This window comes from Ruegeria denitrificans (assembly GCF_001458295.1).
Taxonomy (GTDB): Bacteria; Pseudomonadota; Alphaproteobacteria; order Rhodobacterales; family Rhodobacteraceae; genus Ruegeria; species Ruegeria denitrificans.
The window spans coordinates 288,049-303,306 of the sequence record NZ_CYUD01000003.1 but is presented as its reverse complement, the minus strand read 5'-3'; the positions used below and the strand labels follow the sequence as shown (position 1 = coordinate 303,306).

Genomic DNA, 15,258 nt, shown 5'->3' with positions numbered 1-15,258 from the left:
CGTCAATTCTCCTTATGGCGAAACAGAGTGCGGAACAGGGTCTGGATTTTCGAACTGTCAAAATGCTGGAAATTTGCGATCACACGGTCGCGTTCAGTCTTTTGACGCTGATCGAGCACGGCGATCAGCCCTCCAACGGCCATGGCAAGCTGCGCGTTTGTCCGGTTTTGAGCATCGCTTTGGGTGGCAACGAACTCAAGCAGTGCCTCTTGTTGGACTGAATAATCGTTAAACAGTCCAAGACTTTCTTGCATAATTTTCAATGGCTTGATGATCGACTTGAATTCGCCCTTATCGAATAAAGGGGCAAAGAACTCCATCAAGTAGCGTAGCTTTTTGCAGTCTATCCGCAGCTCGTGCACGGCTTCGTCCGGCGTTTTCGGAGTAATACCACGCGCCCGTTTGCACACTTTGCGGTAGCGTTTCCAGATCAACGCACAGGCATAGTCATAGGCACCGCGATCTGCGTTGGATCCGGTTTCCAGCCCCTTGGTGTCAGCAAACAGTCGCACCAGCTGGGTCATCTGCCTGTCATAAGCCGCACTGCGAAAACGCCGGTTCAGCGTCGTCAGTTCCCGGTTACGTTCTTTTGCAAACTGCGCGAACATGGCATTAACTCCATGATGAAGATTTGCCGGTATCAGATTGAAGTAAATATCTTTTTCCAAAAGATAGACATCCAAATCCCGCATCCGTCCCGTCAAGGCCATTAAGTTCGAGAATTCGTGTTTCAACGCGGTTGTTTGCTCCGTGGAAAACACGCCTTTGAACAAGCTCAAGACAGACCGCACACGCCTAAGAGACACGCGATAATCGTGCAGAAATTCCGTATCGATATCCGCGACAATCCCCGCCTCGTTCTGCCGAGCGACCTCAAGGTATGTACGGACGATTTCAACCGCCACTTCGATTGAGGGTTGCTGTTTGCCCAACTTGATTTCGGGCTTGGCGACATAGGGTATAGTGTCGGGAAGAAGGCGCTGAAATAGTTCTTCTTTTTCCGACGCCCCGCCAGCCATGCACTCTAGCGCCGAACAAACGTCCAGAAAGGCACGTTTATATCCACGCATGGATTGAACGGTCAGAAACGTCACCTTCCCATGACCTGTGGACAAAGACAGGACACTACCCCGCACCTGCGTCTTTTGCAGGTCATCCAGAACGGCAAAGTTTTTGGCTTTGACAGTGCCAGAGCCGACAGGCATCAACGCGCGCAGCTTGGGGAAACTTTTCAACCCTGCGCGGACGGGCCCATCCGGCAGGTCCTGTACGAACTGACCTGTGCCACTGCCGTCCTGAACCAGAACGCTGCCGTCGCTTTTCAGCAACTGTAAGGTGCGCTCTGATTCGATCAACAATCGCCCTTTGGCCCGCAGGGTCTGATCGTGGCAATCCAACAGATCAAAGGATCGGGCAGCCGTTGACGATTCAAACGCTACCGTGAAACCCTTGAGCATGCCTGAGAATTTATCCTGATCGAAATTGCCTGGAAGGGCGAAGAACCGCGGTTTTCGCCCCATCACACGCAATCCATGTTCAACGCATCAAGGCTCGGCAACGCACTGCCATCCAACCACAGGGGTGTGTTCTTGCCGTGTTTCTCTGCGGCCTCCCTGATCTTGAACATCGACACCCTCATGACAGCATGAAATCGCATACTATTCCGTCTGGCAAGCTTGATGTCAAAGGAACCGCACATCAGGTCGACAGCCTCAAAACACCCAGCTAAAAGGGACGCATGTCTGACCCCATCTCCTCAATCCGCAACCTTGGCCCGGCGTTCGAGAAAGCCTGCGCGCGTGTCGGTATCCGCTCTGCCCAGCAGTTGCGCGATATGGGGCCGGATGAGGCTTATGCCCGGGTATTACGGGCCGGAACCCGGCCACATTTCATTGGCTACTATGTGTTGGTCATGGGGTTGCAGGGCCGTCCGTGGAATGATTGCAAAGGCGACGAAAAAAAGGCTTTGCGGCAACGGTTCGATGCGATCAAAGCCAGTGTCACTGCGATGCCTGAAACCCAGATGATTTCGGATCTGGATGCCATCGGCGTACGGGTGTCACCGGACGATTTGAAACCAGTATGAAAAAGGCCGCACCCTTTACCAGGAGCGGCCCATGAATCCAATCTGACGGCGATTTAGCCGACCAGTTCGATACCCGAGAAGAAGTACGCGATCTCAATCGCTGCTGTCTCAGGGGCGTCCGAACCGTGGACCGAGTTTTCGCCAACCGATTCAGCGAATTCGGCGCGGATAGTGCCGGGGGCCGCGTCTGCGGGGTTGGTTGCGCCCATTACTTCGCGGTTCTTTGCAATGGCGCCTTCGCCTTCCAGAACCTGAACAACAACCGGCTCCGACGACATGAATTCGCACAGTTCGTCATAGAAAGGACGCTCGGCGTGGACGTCATAGAACTTGCCAGCCTGAGCTTTGGTCATGTGGATGCGTTTTTGCGCGACGATGCGCAGGCCAGCTTCTTCGAACTTGGCGTTGATCTTGCCAGTCAGGTTGCGGCGGGTTGCATCGGGTTTGATGATCGAGAATGTGCGTTCCAGTGCCATGTCGGCCTCTCCTTAACATAAGGCGCGGGTTCGCGCCGAAATCCATCGCGCGCCGGGTAGCATGGTCTGTCTGATATGAAAAGCACTATGATGCGCTGCGGCTCAGATCGCCTCGGGCAATGGGTCCTGACGGTCAACCCAGCGTACATAGACAACGGCCAGTAATCCGGCAAAGCTGCAAGCCCACATCATTCCCAGAACCAGAAACGGGCCGTTTTCAGGGCTGACCCACAGCCCCGTCAGCGTGGTCAGAACCGCCCCCAGCGCCACAATCATCGCGCCTGACAGGCCCGCGGCACTGCCAGCCAGTTTGGGGCGGACGGACATCAAACCAGCCGAGGCATTGGCGTTTGTCAGCCCGTTGCCAAAGCCAACAAAGATGGCCGACCCGAAGAACACCCAGACTGAGCCTAGCTCTAAAAGGAATAGCAGCAGACCCAAAAGCGGCCCGGTGGACGCAACGATGCGTCCAATCAAAATCATCGTTGTCAGCGGTGTTCTGGCGGCGATCCGTCCGGTGATGAAATTGCCCACCATGAAGCCACCGGTGATGATGCCGATCCCCAGACCCAGCATCGCAGGGCTCAGATCAAACCAAGCTGCGGCCACAAGGGGCGCGCCGGTGATGAAGCTGTAGAACCCTCCGATCGAGAAGGCTGCGCACAAGGAATAACCCCAAAACCTGCGGGCCTGAAAAAGATGAGGGTACTCGCGTAACTGCGCCGCGAAGGTTGATGAGCGGTTGGTATTAGTCTCACCCATATCGACCCACAGCAACAGCAGCATCCCCGCCCCCAGAGCCGAGTACAGCACAAAACCTGCGCGCCAACCGAATAGGCTGTCCAGTGCACCGCCCAACATCGGCCCTAGCATCGGGGCCAGCGCCATCGCCATCGCAACATAGCCCAGTTTGCTGGCTGCCTCGTTCGGCGGGTGCATATCCCGGATCGCGGCGTTCGACAGCACCGGCCCGGCGACCACAGCCGCTTGCAGCAAGCGAAAGCCCAGAAAGGTCCAGATCGACTCGGCCAAGACACATCCAACTGAGGCGACAACAAAGACCGCTATGCAGATCAGTAGAACAGGCCTTCGGCCGAACCGGTCGGACAACGGCCCCATGATCAGTTGCAGCACCGCAGACACCGCCAGGTATCCAGCCACCGACAGGTTCACCAGCGCGTAGTCGACCTGAAAATCTCCGGCCATTCGGGCCAAAGACGGCAGGAACATATTCAGCGACAGTACGGAAATCGCCGTGGCGAACACCAATGTTACCAGAGAAGGAGGCGAAGAAGCCGCGCGCATACTTAAACCGTTAAAAGCCAATCTGACCAGCGCTAGCACATAGGCCGTTCGATGAACATGCCAACCCGCTGGCGGCGTCCGGAATGCTCTGTTATGAGCGGCCCATGTTACGGATCGAAGACATCACTTATGCGGTCGAAGGCCGCCCTCTGTTTGACGGCGCCAGCGCCACCATTCCCGATGGCCACAAGGTCGGTCTGGTTGGGCGCAACGGCACCGGCAAAACCACTCTGTTCCGTTTGATCCGGGGCGAGTTGGCGTTGGAATCGGGTAATATCGTTCTACCGAAACGCGCCCGGATTGGGGGCGTGGCGCAAGAGGCGCCCTCGTCCGACGTGTCGTTGATCGACACGGTTCTGGCTGCCGATACCGAGCGCAGTGCCCTGATGGCCGAGGCCGACAGCGCCGAAGATCCCGCTCGCATTGCCGAGATTCAGACTCGCCTGGCCGATATCGACGCCTGGTCTGCCGAGTCCCGCGCGGCCTCGATCCTCAAAGGTCTGGGGTTCGATGACGAGGATCAGCTGCGCCCCTGTTCCGATTTCTCGGGCGGCTGGCGGATGCGCGTTGCGTTGGCGGCGGTTTTGTTCTCGCAACCCGATCTGCTGCTGCTGGACGAACCGACCAACTATCTGGATCTTGAAGGCGCGCTGTGGCTGGAAAGCTATCTGGCCAAGTATCCGCATACGGTGATTATCATCAGTCACGACCGCGGGTTGCTGAACCGCGCGGTTGGGTCGATCCTGCACTTGGAAGACCGCAAGCTGACCTATTACGCGGTGCCTTATGACAAATTTGCCGAACGCCGCGCCGAGCGGCTGGCACAGGCGGAATCGGAAAACGCCAAAGCCAAGGCCCGTATCGCCCACCTGCAGAGCTTCGTGGACCGGTTTCGTTATAAAGCATCCAAAGCCGTTCAGGCCCAGTCGCGATTGAAGATGATCGAACGCATCCAGCTGGTCTCGACCCCTCAAGAGGCCGCACTGCGGGCATTTTCATTCCCTGAGCCAGAGGAACTGTCGCCCCCGATCATCCAGATCGAAGGTGGTGTGACGGGCTATGGCGAAACCGAAGTATTGCGCCGCCTGAACCTGCGCATTGATCAGGACGACCGGATCGCGCTGTTGGGTAAAAACGGTCAGGGTAAATCAACCTTGTCCAAGCTTCTGTCCGACCGCCTGCCTTTGATGGCAGGCAAAATGACTCGCAGCAACAAGCTGCGCATCGGCTATTTCGCACAGCATCAGGTGGACGAGCTGCATGTGGACGAAACGCCACTCGACCACCTGCGTCGCCTGCGCCCGGGTGAGGCTCCGGGTAAATGGCGTTCGCGCTTGGCAGGCTTCGGCATGAATACGGATCAGGCAGAAACACTGGTCGGGCGTCTGTCGGGTGGCCAAAAGGCCCGTCTGTCATTGCTGATCGCCACTATCGACGCGCCGCATATGCTGATCCTCGATGAGCCAACCAACCACCTGGACATTGAAAGCCGCGAAGCGTTGGTCGAGGCGCTGACCGCCTATTCCGGTGCCGTCGTTCTGGTCAGCCACGATATGCACCTGCTGTCGCTGGTTGCCGACAGGTTGTGGCTGGTCTCGGACGGAACGGTCAAACTCTTCGACGGAGACCTCGAGTCCTATCGCACTATGCTGCAGGCCCGTGACAAACCGGCACGTGAAAAGCCACTGGCGGCAAAGCCCAAACGCCCTTCGCGTGATGCAATGCAGGCCCTGCGCGCCGACCTGCGCAAATGCGAGGACCGGATCGAAAAGCTGACGGATATGCACGAAAAACTGTCGGCCAAACTTGCTGACCCGGCGCTGTATGAAGACGATAAAATCAACGATCTGGAAGCCTGGAACCGCAAGTTCGCCGAGGTAGTCGAAGCGATGCAAAAGGCAGAATCTCTTTGGGTGGCTGCCGCTGAACGTCTTGAAAACGCTGAAGGTGCCGCATGATGGATCTGGCCTTTTTCATTACCGCTTTCACCACCTTGTTCGTGGTGATTGATCCCTTTGGCACCACTCCGATCTTCGTAGCGCTGACGCAGGGGATGGATTCCCGCGCACGCCGCAAGGTGGCGCTGCGCACCTGTGCTGTGGCTTCGGGGATTCTGATCGCCTTTGCAGCCTTTGGCGAGGCTGTGCTGGGCTTTGTCGGTATCTCGATGGAGGCCTTCAAAGTCGCCGGCGGAGCGCTGCTGTTTCTGACCGCGCTCGACATGCTGTTCGAGCGCCGCACCAAACGACGCGAAGACCGGGTTGAAGAGGAAGAAGAACACCCCGACCCGTCAGTGTTCCCTCTGGCAATTCCGCTGGTGGCCGGACCGGGCTCGATTGCAACGATCATCCTGCTGGCCGGACAGCATCCGGGCATTCTGGGCATATTCGAAGCTATTCTGGTGATGCTGGCAGTGATGGCCGTGGTTCTGACCTTCTTCCTGTCGGGCGGTCTGATCGCGCGCATTCTGGGGAAGACCGGGCTGAATGTGTTGACCCGGCTGCTGGGAATGCTGCTGGCCGCGCTATCAGTTCAGTTCATATTGGACGGCCTCAAGGCCTTTGGTTTTGCGTCGTAAATCCCCATATACCTTAAAGTGAATGTGGTAAGGGTTAGGGTATGGACGGCGACAGCATTGCACGTTTGGCGTATTTGGGACTGCTTGGTGCGGCGTTGGTGGCATGGTTCGTCTCACAGAACCGTCAGTCTTTGAACAAAACCATGCAGCAGGCCATGGCCTGGGTGTTTATTTTCGTTGGTGCCATTGCCGTTGTTGGACTGTGGGAAGACATCCGATCAACCGTCGGCCCTGCCCCGCAGATGACTGTCACCGGCGAAACGATCGAAGTGCCCCGCGCCTATGACGGTCACTATTACCTGCCTGTTGTGGTGAACGGAGAGCCAATCACCTTCCTCGTCGATACCGGCGCCAGCCAGATCGTGCTCAGCGATCAGGATGCCAGACGCATTGGTATTGATCCCGACCAGCTGAACTATCTCGGCCGCGCCTCGACCGCGAACGGAGAGGTGCGCACCGCGCCCGTCCGGTTGGACAGTCTCGAGCTGGGGCCAATCACTGACCACGGCGTCGCGGCTTGGGTCAACGAAGGAGACCTGCGCCAATCACTGCTGGGCATGGATTACCTGCATCGCTTTTCGAATATCCAATTCACCGATGGCCGCTTGATACTGTCTCGGTAAAAGGTCCGCGGCGGCATTCCCGGATTGAGAACAAAGCAAGAACATGCTAGACTGCTGGCATGTCTACAAACCTTCTTGGCCATAAACCCGCGCGTGATGCACCGGGGCTGACCCTGCACCCTCAGATCACCCTGCAACTGGCCCGCGTGCACGAGGCCTGCGGCCCCGCCCGGCGCAGTTTTGCCATGTGGCTGGCCGGTCAGGCGCAGGGGCCAGTGCTGTGGATTTCCCCTGCGTGGGAGCCCGGCCAACTGAACCCCGACGGGATGATGCCCTTTGCCGATCCCGCCCGTTTCCTGTTCGTCTGCCCTACCCGCGCCGAGGACCTGCTATGGTGCATGGAAGAGGCGTTGCGCAGCGGGGCCATTCCGCTGATCATCGGCGATCTGCCGGGTGCGCCGGGGTTGACGCCGGTGCGGCGCATGCATCTGGCCGCCGAACAGGGCGGCGCGATGGGACGGGCGCCGCTGGGATTGCTGCTGACGCCCGGCGACGGTGGCGCGCAAGGGGTCGAAACCCGCTGGCACATGGCCGCAAACCATCAGGGCGAGGCCCGCCGCTGGACCCTGACCCGCCGCCGCGCCCGCGCCCTACCCCCGGTCAGTTGGCAGGCCACCCAGACCAAACCGCGCGCCGGGCTGAATCTGAACCTGATCGAGACCGAAGATGTTTTGGCGTGACACATCACGCAGTTCACGAAACTTGTGACTGGCAAAAGCCAGACCCCCACCCTAGCGTGCCAGCATGGGCCATCCAATCCATGACAGCCGATATTCCTGGCTTCGCCTTCTGATCACGCTTGGCATCGCCATGGTGGCGAATGCCGGAATGTGGGCGGTGGTCGTGGTGATGCCCGCCATCGAGGTACAGTTCAACGCCGGTCGGGCCGAGGTGTCGATGCCCTACACGCTTGCCATGATCGGCTTTGCGTTGGGGAATATGTGGCTGGGGCAATTGATGGATCGACTGGGCGTGACCAAAGCGCTGATCGGCGCCTCTGTGCTAAGCGCAGTCAGCTACCTGTTGGCGACATTGGCCCCGAACATGCTGATGCTCTCGGCGGCGCATCTGTTGATGGGCTTAGGTGCCTCCATAGGTTTTGGGCCTTTGATCGCGGACATTTCCCATTGGTTCATGCGGCGACGCGGGATTGCCGTCGCGCTGGTTGCCAGTGGCAACTATCTGTCCGGGGCAATCTGGCCCACTCTGCTGGCCGGAATTCTGGCCCGCGACGGCTGGCAACAGGTCTATCTGACCCTGGCTGTCGTGACACTGACAGTTGTTATCCCTCTATCCTTACTTCTGCGCCGTCAGGTTCCAGCCGAGGCGCACAGCACTGCCGCCGTCAGCGCGCAAATCAACGCGCGTAGCGTCGGGATTTCACCGCGTGCCCTACAATACATCCTGGGTCTGGCCGGGATCGGCTGTTGCGTGGCCATGTCGATGCCACAGGTCCACATCGTGTCTTACTGCGTCGGGCTTGGCTATGGCCCCGCCGTCGGCGCAGAAATGCTGTCTCTGATGCTGCTGGGAGGTGTCGTCAGCCGGGTCATTTCGGGGCTGGTCGCAGACAAGCTGGGTGGGATCATGACCTTGCTGATCGGCTCGGTTCTGCAATGCATCGCCCTGTTTCTGTTCCTGCCTTATGACGGGATGGTATCGCTTTACGTCATCAGCTTGTTGTTCGGGCTGGCTCAGGGTGGAATCGTGCCCAGCTATGCCTTGGTCGTGCGCGAATACATGCCCCCGCAAGAGGCCGGCGCACGGGTCGGGTTCGTGATGATGATGACCATCATGGGCATGGCTTTGGGTGGCTGGATGTCGGGATGGATCTACGACGCGACCGGCAATTACCAACTGGCCTTCATCAATGGCATCCTGTGGAATGGCTTGAACATTGCCATCCTAGTGCTGCTGTTGCACCGATCGCGCCCTCGCGGGCACGGGGTGCCGGCATGACTCTGATGACCAGGCGTACCTTGCTGGCCGGGCTGGCCGCCCTGCCCCTATCACGCCCGGCTCATGCCGCGCTTACTCAATACGAGCTGGTGTCCCAAGGCACATCCGTCGACTTTACCTTTGACCTGTCGGGACTTGCACAATCCGGCACAATGCCAATCCACTCGGCTGATATCCAGATCGACCTGAGCGATCTGATCAACAGCCAGGTCAGCGTGACCCTGAACGCCGCTGAAGCCCGCACTAAACTGCCCTTCGCCCGAACCGCAATGCTGAGCGCAGGAGTGCTGGACGTCCAGCAATTTCCAACCATACATTTTGCGTCAACCGAGGTGCGGCTTGGCGAAGGCGGGCGTATCTCGCGCGGGGCGGAAATCACCGGAGATCTAACCCTGCGCGGTGTGACTCATCCGATCACCTTACAAGCCGACCTGCATCGACCACCTGGCAGCACTGCAGATAATCTTGATATGCTTTCGATCCGCTTGACCGGATCGCTCAATCGCCATGACTTCGGAGCGTCCGGCTATAGTGATCTGGTGCAAGATACCGTCGGGCTGGACATCCAGGCAGAGATCAAAAAGGCCGAATAGGCAAAAAACGACGCCCCAGAGTCGATTAGGTGCGTGCATCGCTGACAATTTCCGCCAAGGTGCCCCCATCATGCGCACGATCATTTCTTTTGCCGCCCTCTTTCTTTCAGTCATTCTGCTGCAGCTTTCCTCAGGCGGCGTTGGGCCGCTGGATGCCATTTCCGGCTTTACACTGAATTTCACAACCGAGCAGATCGGTCTGCTCGGCTCATCGCATTTCATTGGCTTTTTCATTGGCTGCTGGTGGGCGCCACGGCTAATGGGAAATGTCGGTCATTCACGCGCCTTTGCTGTCTGCACGGCCCTGGGTGCGATGGGGTTGATTGGGCACACCTTGACCGACAATCCCTATCTGTGGGCTGCATTGCGGATCGCCTCGGGCACTTGCGTTGCGGGTTGCTACACCGTGATCGAGGCCTGGTTGAACGCCAAGGTCACCAACGAAACCCGCGGTCGGGCCATGGGGACATATCGGTTTGTTGATATGGGGGCATCGCTAGGGGCGCAATTGATCATTGCCGTTCTGCCGCCGGCCTCGTACGTCTCGTATAACCTGCTGGCGATCCTGTGCTGCGCCGCGCTGCTACCACTGACATTGACCCGTGCCAGCCAGCCAATCACACCGGACGCCCCGCGCCTGCGACCCAAATTGGCCTGGCGCAGCTCCCCTCTGGCGGTGGCAGGAGCGATCGTCGCGGCGCTCAGCTCGGCCTCGTTCCGTATGGTCGGTCCGGTTTACGGGCAAGAGGTTGGGTTGGGTGTGGATCAAATCGCCTTCTTCCTAGCGTCGTTTGTTCTGGGCGGGGCGCTGGCGCAATACCCGCTGGGCTGGCTGGCCGACAAATACGACCGACGCTGGGTGCTGATCTGGCTGTCCGCGGCGGCGGTGTTTAGCTGCGGAGTAACGATGGCCGCTAGTGGGACCGGCACCGTTGGTGTCATGCTGGCTGCCGGGTTCTTTGGCCTGACGACATTCCCGATCTTTTCATTGTCATCAGCCCACGCGAATGACTTTGCCACAACGGAAGAACGAGTCGAATTGTCAGCCGCGCTGATGTTCTGGTACGCGCTGGGGGCAATTGCTGCGCCCTATGTCTCATCCACGTTGATCCAGCAATTCGGGCCAAGCGCCCTGTTTGCATTTGTCGCCACCGGGCACCTGGCCCTGATCGGCTTTGGTCTGGCCCGGATGCGGTCGCGTCCAACACCGGACGAGCGGACCAACTATGTCTACGCCCCACGCACCTCGTTCACCATCGGACGATTGCTGAAAAGATCGAGAGAAGAGTAAAGGGCCGGGAAATCCCGCGCCCCCATTCGACTACTGCTGTGTCGATGGCCCCAATGGGCGGATAAAATACAGCCCTCAACAACTCTAATCCGAAGGCGGTGGCGAGGGGATCATTTCATCCAGAATCGAACCTGCTTCATACCCCAACAGGTCAACTTCCATACGCCCTGGATCCCCGAAAGCCCAAGCACCTACGAGACGTTGCATTCTTTCATATCCAACGAAGTCGGCCATCGCCTTGTTACCATGTGCATTTTCAGCGAACACAACCTGACCTGCCGCAACTTTCTGCGGCATCACGCGTTCCAGATACAGTTCGACGACGTTGATCCCCGTAACATTGGATCCGCCGTGATGGACGACATACATTTCATCCCAGTCTTCTTTACTGACCGCGTTACGCGCATCTGACACCGCCTTATGTAACGTTGCCAACTCGGCCCGCGCCGCTTCGCGCATGTTTGCCGCCCAGATCGGACGCATGTTGTTGATCGCATCTGCAACATCCTGCCGAGTCAGCGTCCCACGTGTAACGGCCTGCTGCGTGAAGGTACGCGCATCCGCAAGCATCCGTTTTTGTCGGGCAATCTCTTCTTTAGACAGGTCGAGCCCATCTATTGCTGCCAGCAGCGTATCAATTTCTTGAGATATAGCAGCAAAATCCTCCTTCCACCGTGCGTCCCCGGCATTTTCTTCAGGCCAGGGCGTAACCGCGCCGATAATCCCCAGAAGAACATGGGATGTAGATTTAAATATCAGATAGTCTGGCGCACCCCTTGGAAACGATACCTGACCCTTCTCGGACAGAACCGTAACATCTTTGGCGATCACCATGACCGGCCGCGTCTGCGACGTCAGGGCATCCTGGCCACGGCGAAAAATCGTCAGCATCGCCTTGTCAAAACTTTCGATCGCATCCATGGCTTCACCTTGGTCGGCTCGAACGTCGGGCGCCGTGAATATGGCTAGACAGAGAACTACGGACACCAGCATCAGGCGATGAACCAAAAATATCTTCATATTATCCCCCATGAAAAACTGCATGCCCATCATACATGGTTCAGGATCATCACGCGAAGACCATGTTGGACGTGCACTTACACGTCTTTTCGAGCGTTTATCGACGAAACCGGGCTTTTGCTGACCGGTTACATAAGATAGATGGGCGCGCAGATAGATACGTGGAAACGCAAAATGGCTCGGATTCTCATCACCTCGGCAATCCCTTACATCAATGGGATCAAGCACCTCGGCAATCTGATCGGCTCGCAATTGCCAGCCGATCTGTACGCACGTTATCAGCGTGGCCGGGGGAATGAGGTCATGTTCCTGTGCGCCACCGACGAACACGGCACCCCCGCCGAGCTGGCCGCCGCCAAGGCGGGTAAACCAGTGGCCGAGTATTGCGCCGAGATGTATGGCATTCAGGCCGACATCGCCAACCGCTTTGGCCTGAGTTTTGATCACTTTGGGCGTTCGTCCAGCGATCAGAACAAGAAGCTGACCCAGCATTTCGCAGGTAAGCTGGATGACGCCGGGTTGATCCGCGAAGTGACGGAAAAGCAGGTCTATTCCAATGCTGACGGCCGCTTTCTGCCCGACCGGTATATCGAGGGCACCTGCCCCAACTGCGGCTATGACCGCGCGCGCGGTGACCAATGTGAAAACTGCACCAAGCAGCTGGACCCGACCGACCTGATCGAGCCGCGCTCGGCCATTTCCGGTTCGACCGATCTGGAGGTGCGCGAAACCAAACACCTGTATTTGCGTCAATCAGCAATGAAAGACCAGCTGGACGCGTGGATCGACGGCAAGACTGACTGGCCGATCCTGACGACATCCATTGCCAAGAAATGGCTGCATGACGGTGACGGCCTGCAAGACCGAGGCATCACTCGCGATCTGGACTGGGGCGTGCCAGTCAAAAAAGGCGATCAGGACTGGCCCGGAATGGAGGGCAAAGTCTTTTACGTCTGGTTCGACGCGCCCATTGAATACATCGCCTGCGCCAAGGAATGGGCTGACGCAAACGGTAAAACCGACGCCGATTGGCAGCGCTGGTGGCGCACTGACAAGGGTGCCGATGACGTGCGCTATGTCCAATTCATGGGCAAGGATAACGTGCCCTTCCATACCCTGTCCTTCCCCGCAACGATTCTGGGTTCGGGCGAGCCGTGGAAAATGGTCGACCACCTGAAATCGTTCAACTACCTGAACTATGATGGCGGTCAGTTCTCGACCAGTCAGGGCCGTGGCGTATTCATGGATCAGGCGCTGGACATCCTGCCGGCCGACTATTGGCGCTGGTGGCTGCTGAGCCATGCGCCTGAAAGCAGCGATAGCGAGTTCACGTGGGAGAACTTCCAGCAATCGGTGAACAAGGACTTGGCAGATGTTTTGGGCAACTTTGTCAGCCGGATTACCAAGTTCTGTCGCTCAAAATTTGGCGAGTCCGTACCCGAGGGCGGTACCTTTGGCGAACGCGAGCAAACCCTGATAGACGACCTCACCAAACGTGTCCGCGCCTATGAAGGGCATATGGAGTCAATGGAGGTTCGCAAATCCGCGCAGGAATTGCGGGCGATCTGGGTTGCGGGCAACGAGTACTTACAGGCCGCAGCGCCTTGGTCGACCTTCAAGGAAGACCCGGAACAGGCCGCCGCACAGGTGCGTCTGGGCCTGAACCTGATCCGCCTGTATGCCGTGCTCAGCGCGCCGTTTATCCCCGAAACTTCGGCCCGAATGCTGAGCGCGATGAACACACTGGACACCAGTTGGCCCGACGATGTCGCGGCAGCGCTGAACGCCCTGCCTGCTGGGCATGCCTTTACGGTGCCAGACGTGCTGTTCGCCAAAATCACTGACGAACAGCGCGAAGATTGGGAAAACCGGTTCGCGGGCACGCGCGACTGATCCGGTGCAACATCTGAATTTGGAAACGGGGGCCAAACGGTCCCCGTTTTCAATTGCCTCACCGGAGCCAACCATATGTCCGCAGCCAGATCGGCCTAAGTCAGCCTGTTACCGAGAAAATTCCTGCAGGTCTTCGCCCGTTCATCGTATTCAAGAAGCTTGAGATATAATCCTAAAACGGTCATCCTGACCTGAATTCAGTCGACTCGCCGGGGCGGCCAACCTGCCGTGGCGCAAAATCCTTAGAATGAACGAGGCGCCTGCCATGTCCCTTGCATTGAAGAACTTGAATATCCGTCACAGCGGACCGGTCCAGGCCTTTGCTGTCTTGGTCTGTCTGGGCATGGCACACGCAGCCACGGCACAAGACCAAAGCGACGCCCCACCACCCAAAGTGTCCATCGCGGCGGCCTATACAGAGGAAATCACCCAAGAGGCCGTATTCATCGGCCGAGCCGAAGCTTTGGACAAAGCCGATATCGTCGCCCGCGTCAGCGGGTTTCTGGAAAGTCAGAATGTGGAAGACGGCGCATTGGTAAAACAGGGTGACGTGCTGTTTACCATCGAACCCGACCTTTATCAGGCCACGCTCGAGGCACGCAACGCCGACCTGGACCGGGCCCAAGCCAATCTGGAACTGGCCAAGGTCGATCTGGCCCGGAAGGAAGAGTTGTACAAGCGCGACGCCACGCCGGAATCCGAGCGTGATATTGCCCGCGCCAACGAGTTGGTGGCCGAGGCTGAGGTCAAAGCTGCCAAAGCCGCGATCCAGCAGGCTGAACTGGACCTAAGCTATACCGAGATTCACGCGCCTTTTGACGGTCGTATCGGTCGCGTGGCAATCAGTGTAGGCGATGTCGTCGGGCCGACGAATCCTCCGCTGGTCAATATTGTCAGCGAAGCGCCGATCTACGTCAATTTTTCGCTGAACGAAAAGCAGTTTACCTCGGTTCTGGAAACTGTTGGTGAAAACCCCTCATCGCTGGCAGAAAGCCAAAAAAGCCCGAACGTGCGCCTGACCCTGCCGAATGGGTCCGAACTGGATGAGATCGGTAAAATTGTATTTGTCGACAACCGGATCGACCCCCTGACCGGCGCGATCACGATGCGGGCGGAGTTTGACAATGCCGACCGCCTGATCGTAGACGGTGCCTTTCTGAACGTCCGCATCGAAGCCTTGGAACCCTCGCTTGAGGTTCTGGTCCCGCAAGCCGCGCTGCAACGAGATCAGCGAGGCGAGTTCGTTCTGGTGGTCAACGATCAGCAAATGGTCGAACAGCGCTATATCACGACCGGCGAGAACGAAGGGACGGCTGTCATTGTAAAAGACGGATTGCGCGAAGGAGAAAGCGTTATCGTCGAAGGCCTGCAAAGGGTCCGCCCCGGTGTCGCAGTTGACGCTGTCGTGGCGTCTGAGCAGCCGGGAGAATAACA

Annotated in this window: 14 protein-coding genes; 10 read left to right on the top strand and 4 right to left on the bottom strand. The window is 58.0% G+C overall.

The window, feature by feature from the left end:
• Nucleotides 1-2 precede the first annotated feature (2 nt).
• Complete coding sequence (locus tag RUE5091_RS06245) at nucleotides 3-1,520, bottom strand: CHAD domain-containing protein (RefSeq protein WP_058281014.1); 1,518 nt, start codon at nucleotides 1,518-1,520, stop codon at nucleotides 3-5.
• Nucleotides 1,521-1,738: 218 nt separating this feature from the next.
• Between RUE5091_RS06245 and RUE5091_RS06235 the strand changes: the two genes are divergently transcribed.
• On the top strand, nucleotides 1,739-2,086 hold the full coding sequence (locus tag RUE5091_RS06235) for a TfoX/Sxy family protein (protein WP_058281012.1): 348 nt from the start codon (nucleotides 1,739-1,741) through the stop codon (nucleotides 2,084-2,086).
• Between the two features lie 53 nt (nucleotides 2,087-2,139).
• Here RUE5091_RS06235 and ndk read toward each other — a convergent pair whose 3' ends face one another.
• Both ndk and RUE5091_RS06225 read right to left on the bottom strand, forming a co-directional pair.
• The gene (gene ndk / locus RUE5091_RS06230) at nucleotides 2,140-2,562 is read right to left on the bottom strand and encodes a nucleoside-diphosphate kinase (protein ID WP_058281011.1); all 423 of its coding nucleotides are present in this window, start codon (nucleotides 2,560-2,562) and stop codon (nucleotides 2,140-2,142) included.
• 102 nt (nucleotides 2,563-2,664) lie between these two features.
• Nucleotides 2,665-3,867 (bottom strand): multidrug effflux MFS transporter, encoded by a 1,203-nt coding sequence (locus tag RUE5091_RS06225; protein ID WP_058281010.1) that lies wholly within the window; start codon nucleotides 3,865-3,867, stop codon nucleotides 2,665-2,667.
• 104 nt (nucleotides 3,868-3,971) lie between these two features.
• Here RUE5091_RS06225 and RUE5091_RS06220 point away from each other — a divergent pair, with 104 nt between their 5' ends.
• From RUE5091_RS06220 to RUE5091_RS06190, 7 genes are all read left to right on the top strand, one after another.
• The gene (locus RUE5091_RS06220; protein ID WP_058281009.1) at nucleotides 3,972-5,825 is read left to right on the top strand and encodes an ABC-F family ATP-binding cassette domain-containing protein; all 1,854 of its coding nucleotides are present in this window, start codon (nucleotides 3,972-3,974) and stop codon (nucleotides 5,823-5,825) included.
• Nucleotides 5,822-6,445, top strand: coding sequence for a MarC family protein (locus RUE5091_RS06215; protein WP_058281008.1), 624 nt, complete (start codon nucleotides 5,822-5,824; stop codon nucleotides 6,443-6,445). Before RUE5091_RS06220 ends, RUE5091_RS06215 begins: the two co-directional genes overlap by 4 nt.
• Nucleotides 6,446-6,486: 41 nt before the next feature.
• Nucleotides 6,487-7,068, top strand: a complete 582-nt coding sequence (locus RUE5091_RS06210) for a retropepsin-like aspartic protease family protein (RefSeq protein WP_058281007.1) — start codon at nucleotides 6,487-6,489, stop codon at nucleotides 7,066-7,068.
• Between the two features lie 59 nt (nucleotides 7,069-7,127).
• The gene (locus RUE5091_RS06205; RefSeq protein ID WP_058281006.1) at nucleotides 7,128-7,748 is read left to right on the top strand and encodes an ImuA family protein; all 621 of its coding nucleotides are present in this window, start codon (nucleotides 7,128-7,130) and stop codon (nucleotides 7,746-7,748) included.
• 64 nt (nucleotides 7,749-7,812) lie between these two features.
• Complete coding sequence (locus RUE5091_RS06200) at nucleotides 7,813-9,027, top strand: MFS transporter (RefSeq protein WP_058281005.1); 1,215 nt, start codon at nucleotides 7,813-7,815, stop codon at nucleotides 9,025-9,027.
• Complete coding sequence (locus RUE5091_RS06195) at nucleotides 9,024-9,620, top strand: YceI family protein (RefSeq protein WP_058281004.1); 597 nt, start codon at nucleotides 9,024-9,026, stop codon at nucleotides 9,618-9,620. The genes RUE5091_RS06200 and RUE5091_RS06195 overlap by 4 nt, the downstream gene beginning before the upstream one ends.
• Nucleotides 9,621-9,690: 70 nt before the next feature.
• A complete protein-coding gene (locus RUE5091_RS06190; protein ID WP_058281003.1) occupies nucleotides 9,691-10,911 on the top strand; it encodes an MFS transporter in 1,221 nt (406 codons plus the stop codon).
• An 84-nt stretch (nucleotides 10,912-10,995) separates the two neighbouring features.
• Here RUE5091_RS06190 and RUE5091_RS06185 read toward each other — a convergent pair whose 3' ends face one another.
• A complete protein-coding gene (locus RUE5091_RS06185) occupies nucleotides 10,996-11,931 on the bottom strand; it encodes a hypothetical protein (protein WP_131726279.1) in 936 nt (311 codons plus the stop codon).
• Between the two features lie 174 nt (nucleotides 11,932-12,105).
• Between RUE5091_RS06185 and metG the strand changes: the two genes are divergently transcribed.
• Nucleotides 12,106-13,824, top strand: a complete 1,719-nt coding sequence (gene metG / locus RUE5091_RS06180; RefSeq protein WP_058281125.1) for a methionine--tRNA ligase — start codon at nucleotides 12,106-12,108, stop codon at nucleotides 13,822-13,824.
• A 265-nt stretch (nucleotides 13,825-14,089) separates the two neighbouring features.
• On the top strand, nucleotides 14,090-15,256 hold the full coding sequence (locus RUE5091_RS06175; RefSeq protein ID WP_058281124.1) for an efflux RND transporter periplasmic adaptor subunit: 1,167 nt from the start codon (nucleotides 14,090-14,092) through the stop codon (nucleotides 15,254-15,256).
• The last annotated feature ends 2 nt before the right edge of the window (nucleotides 15,257-15,258 follow it).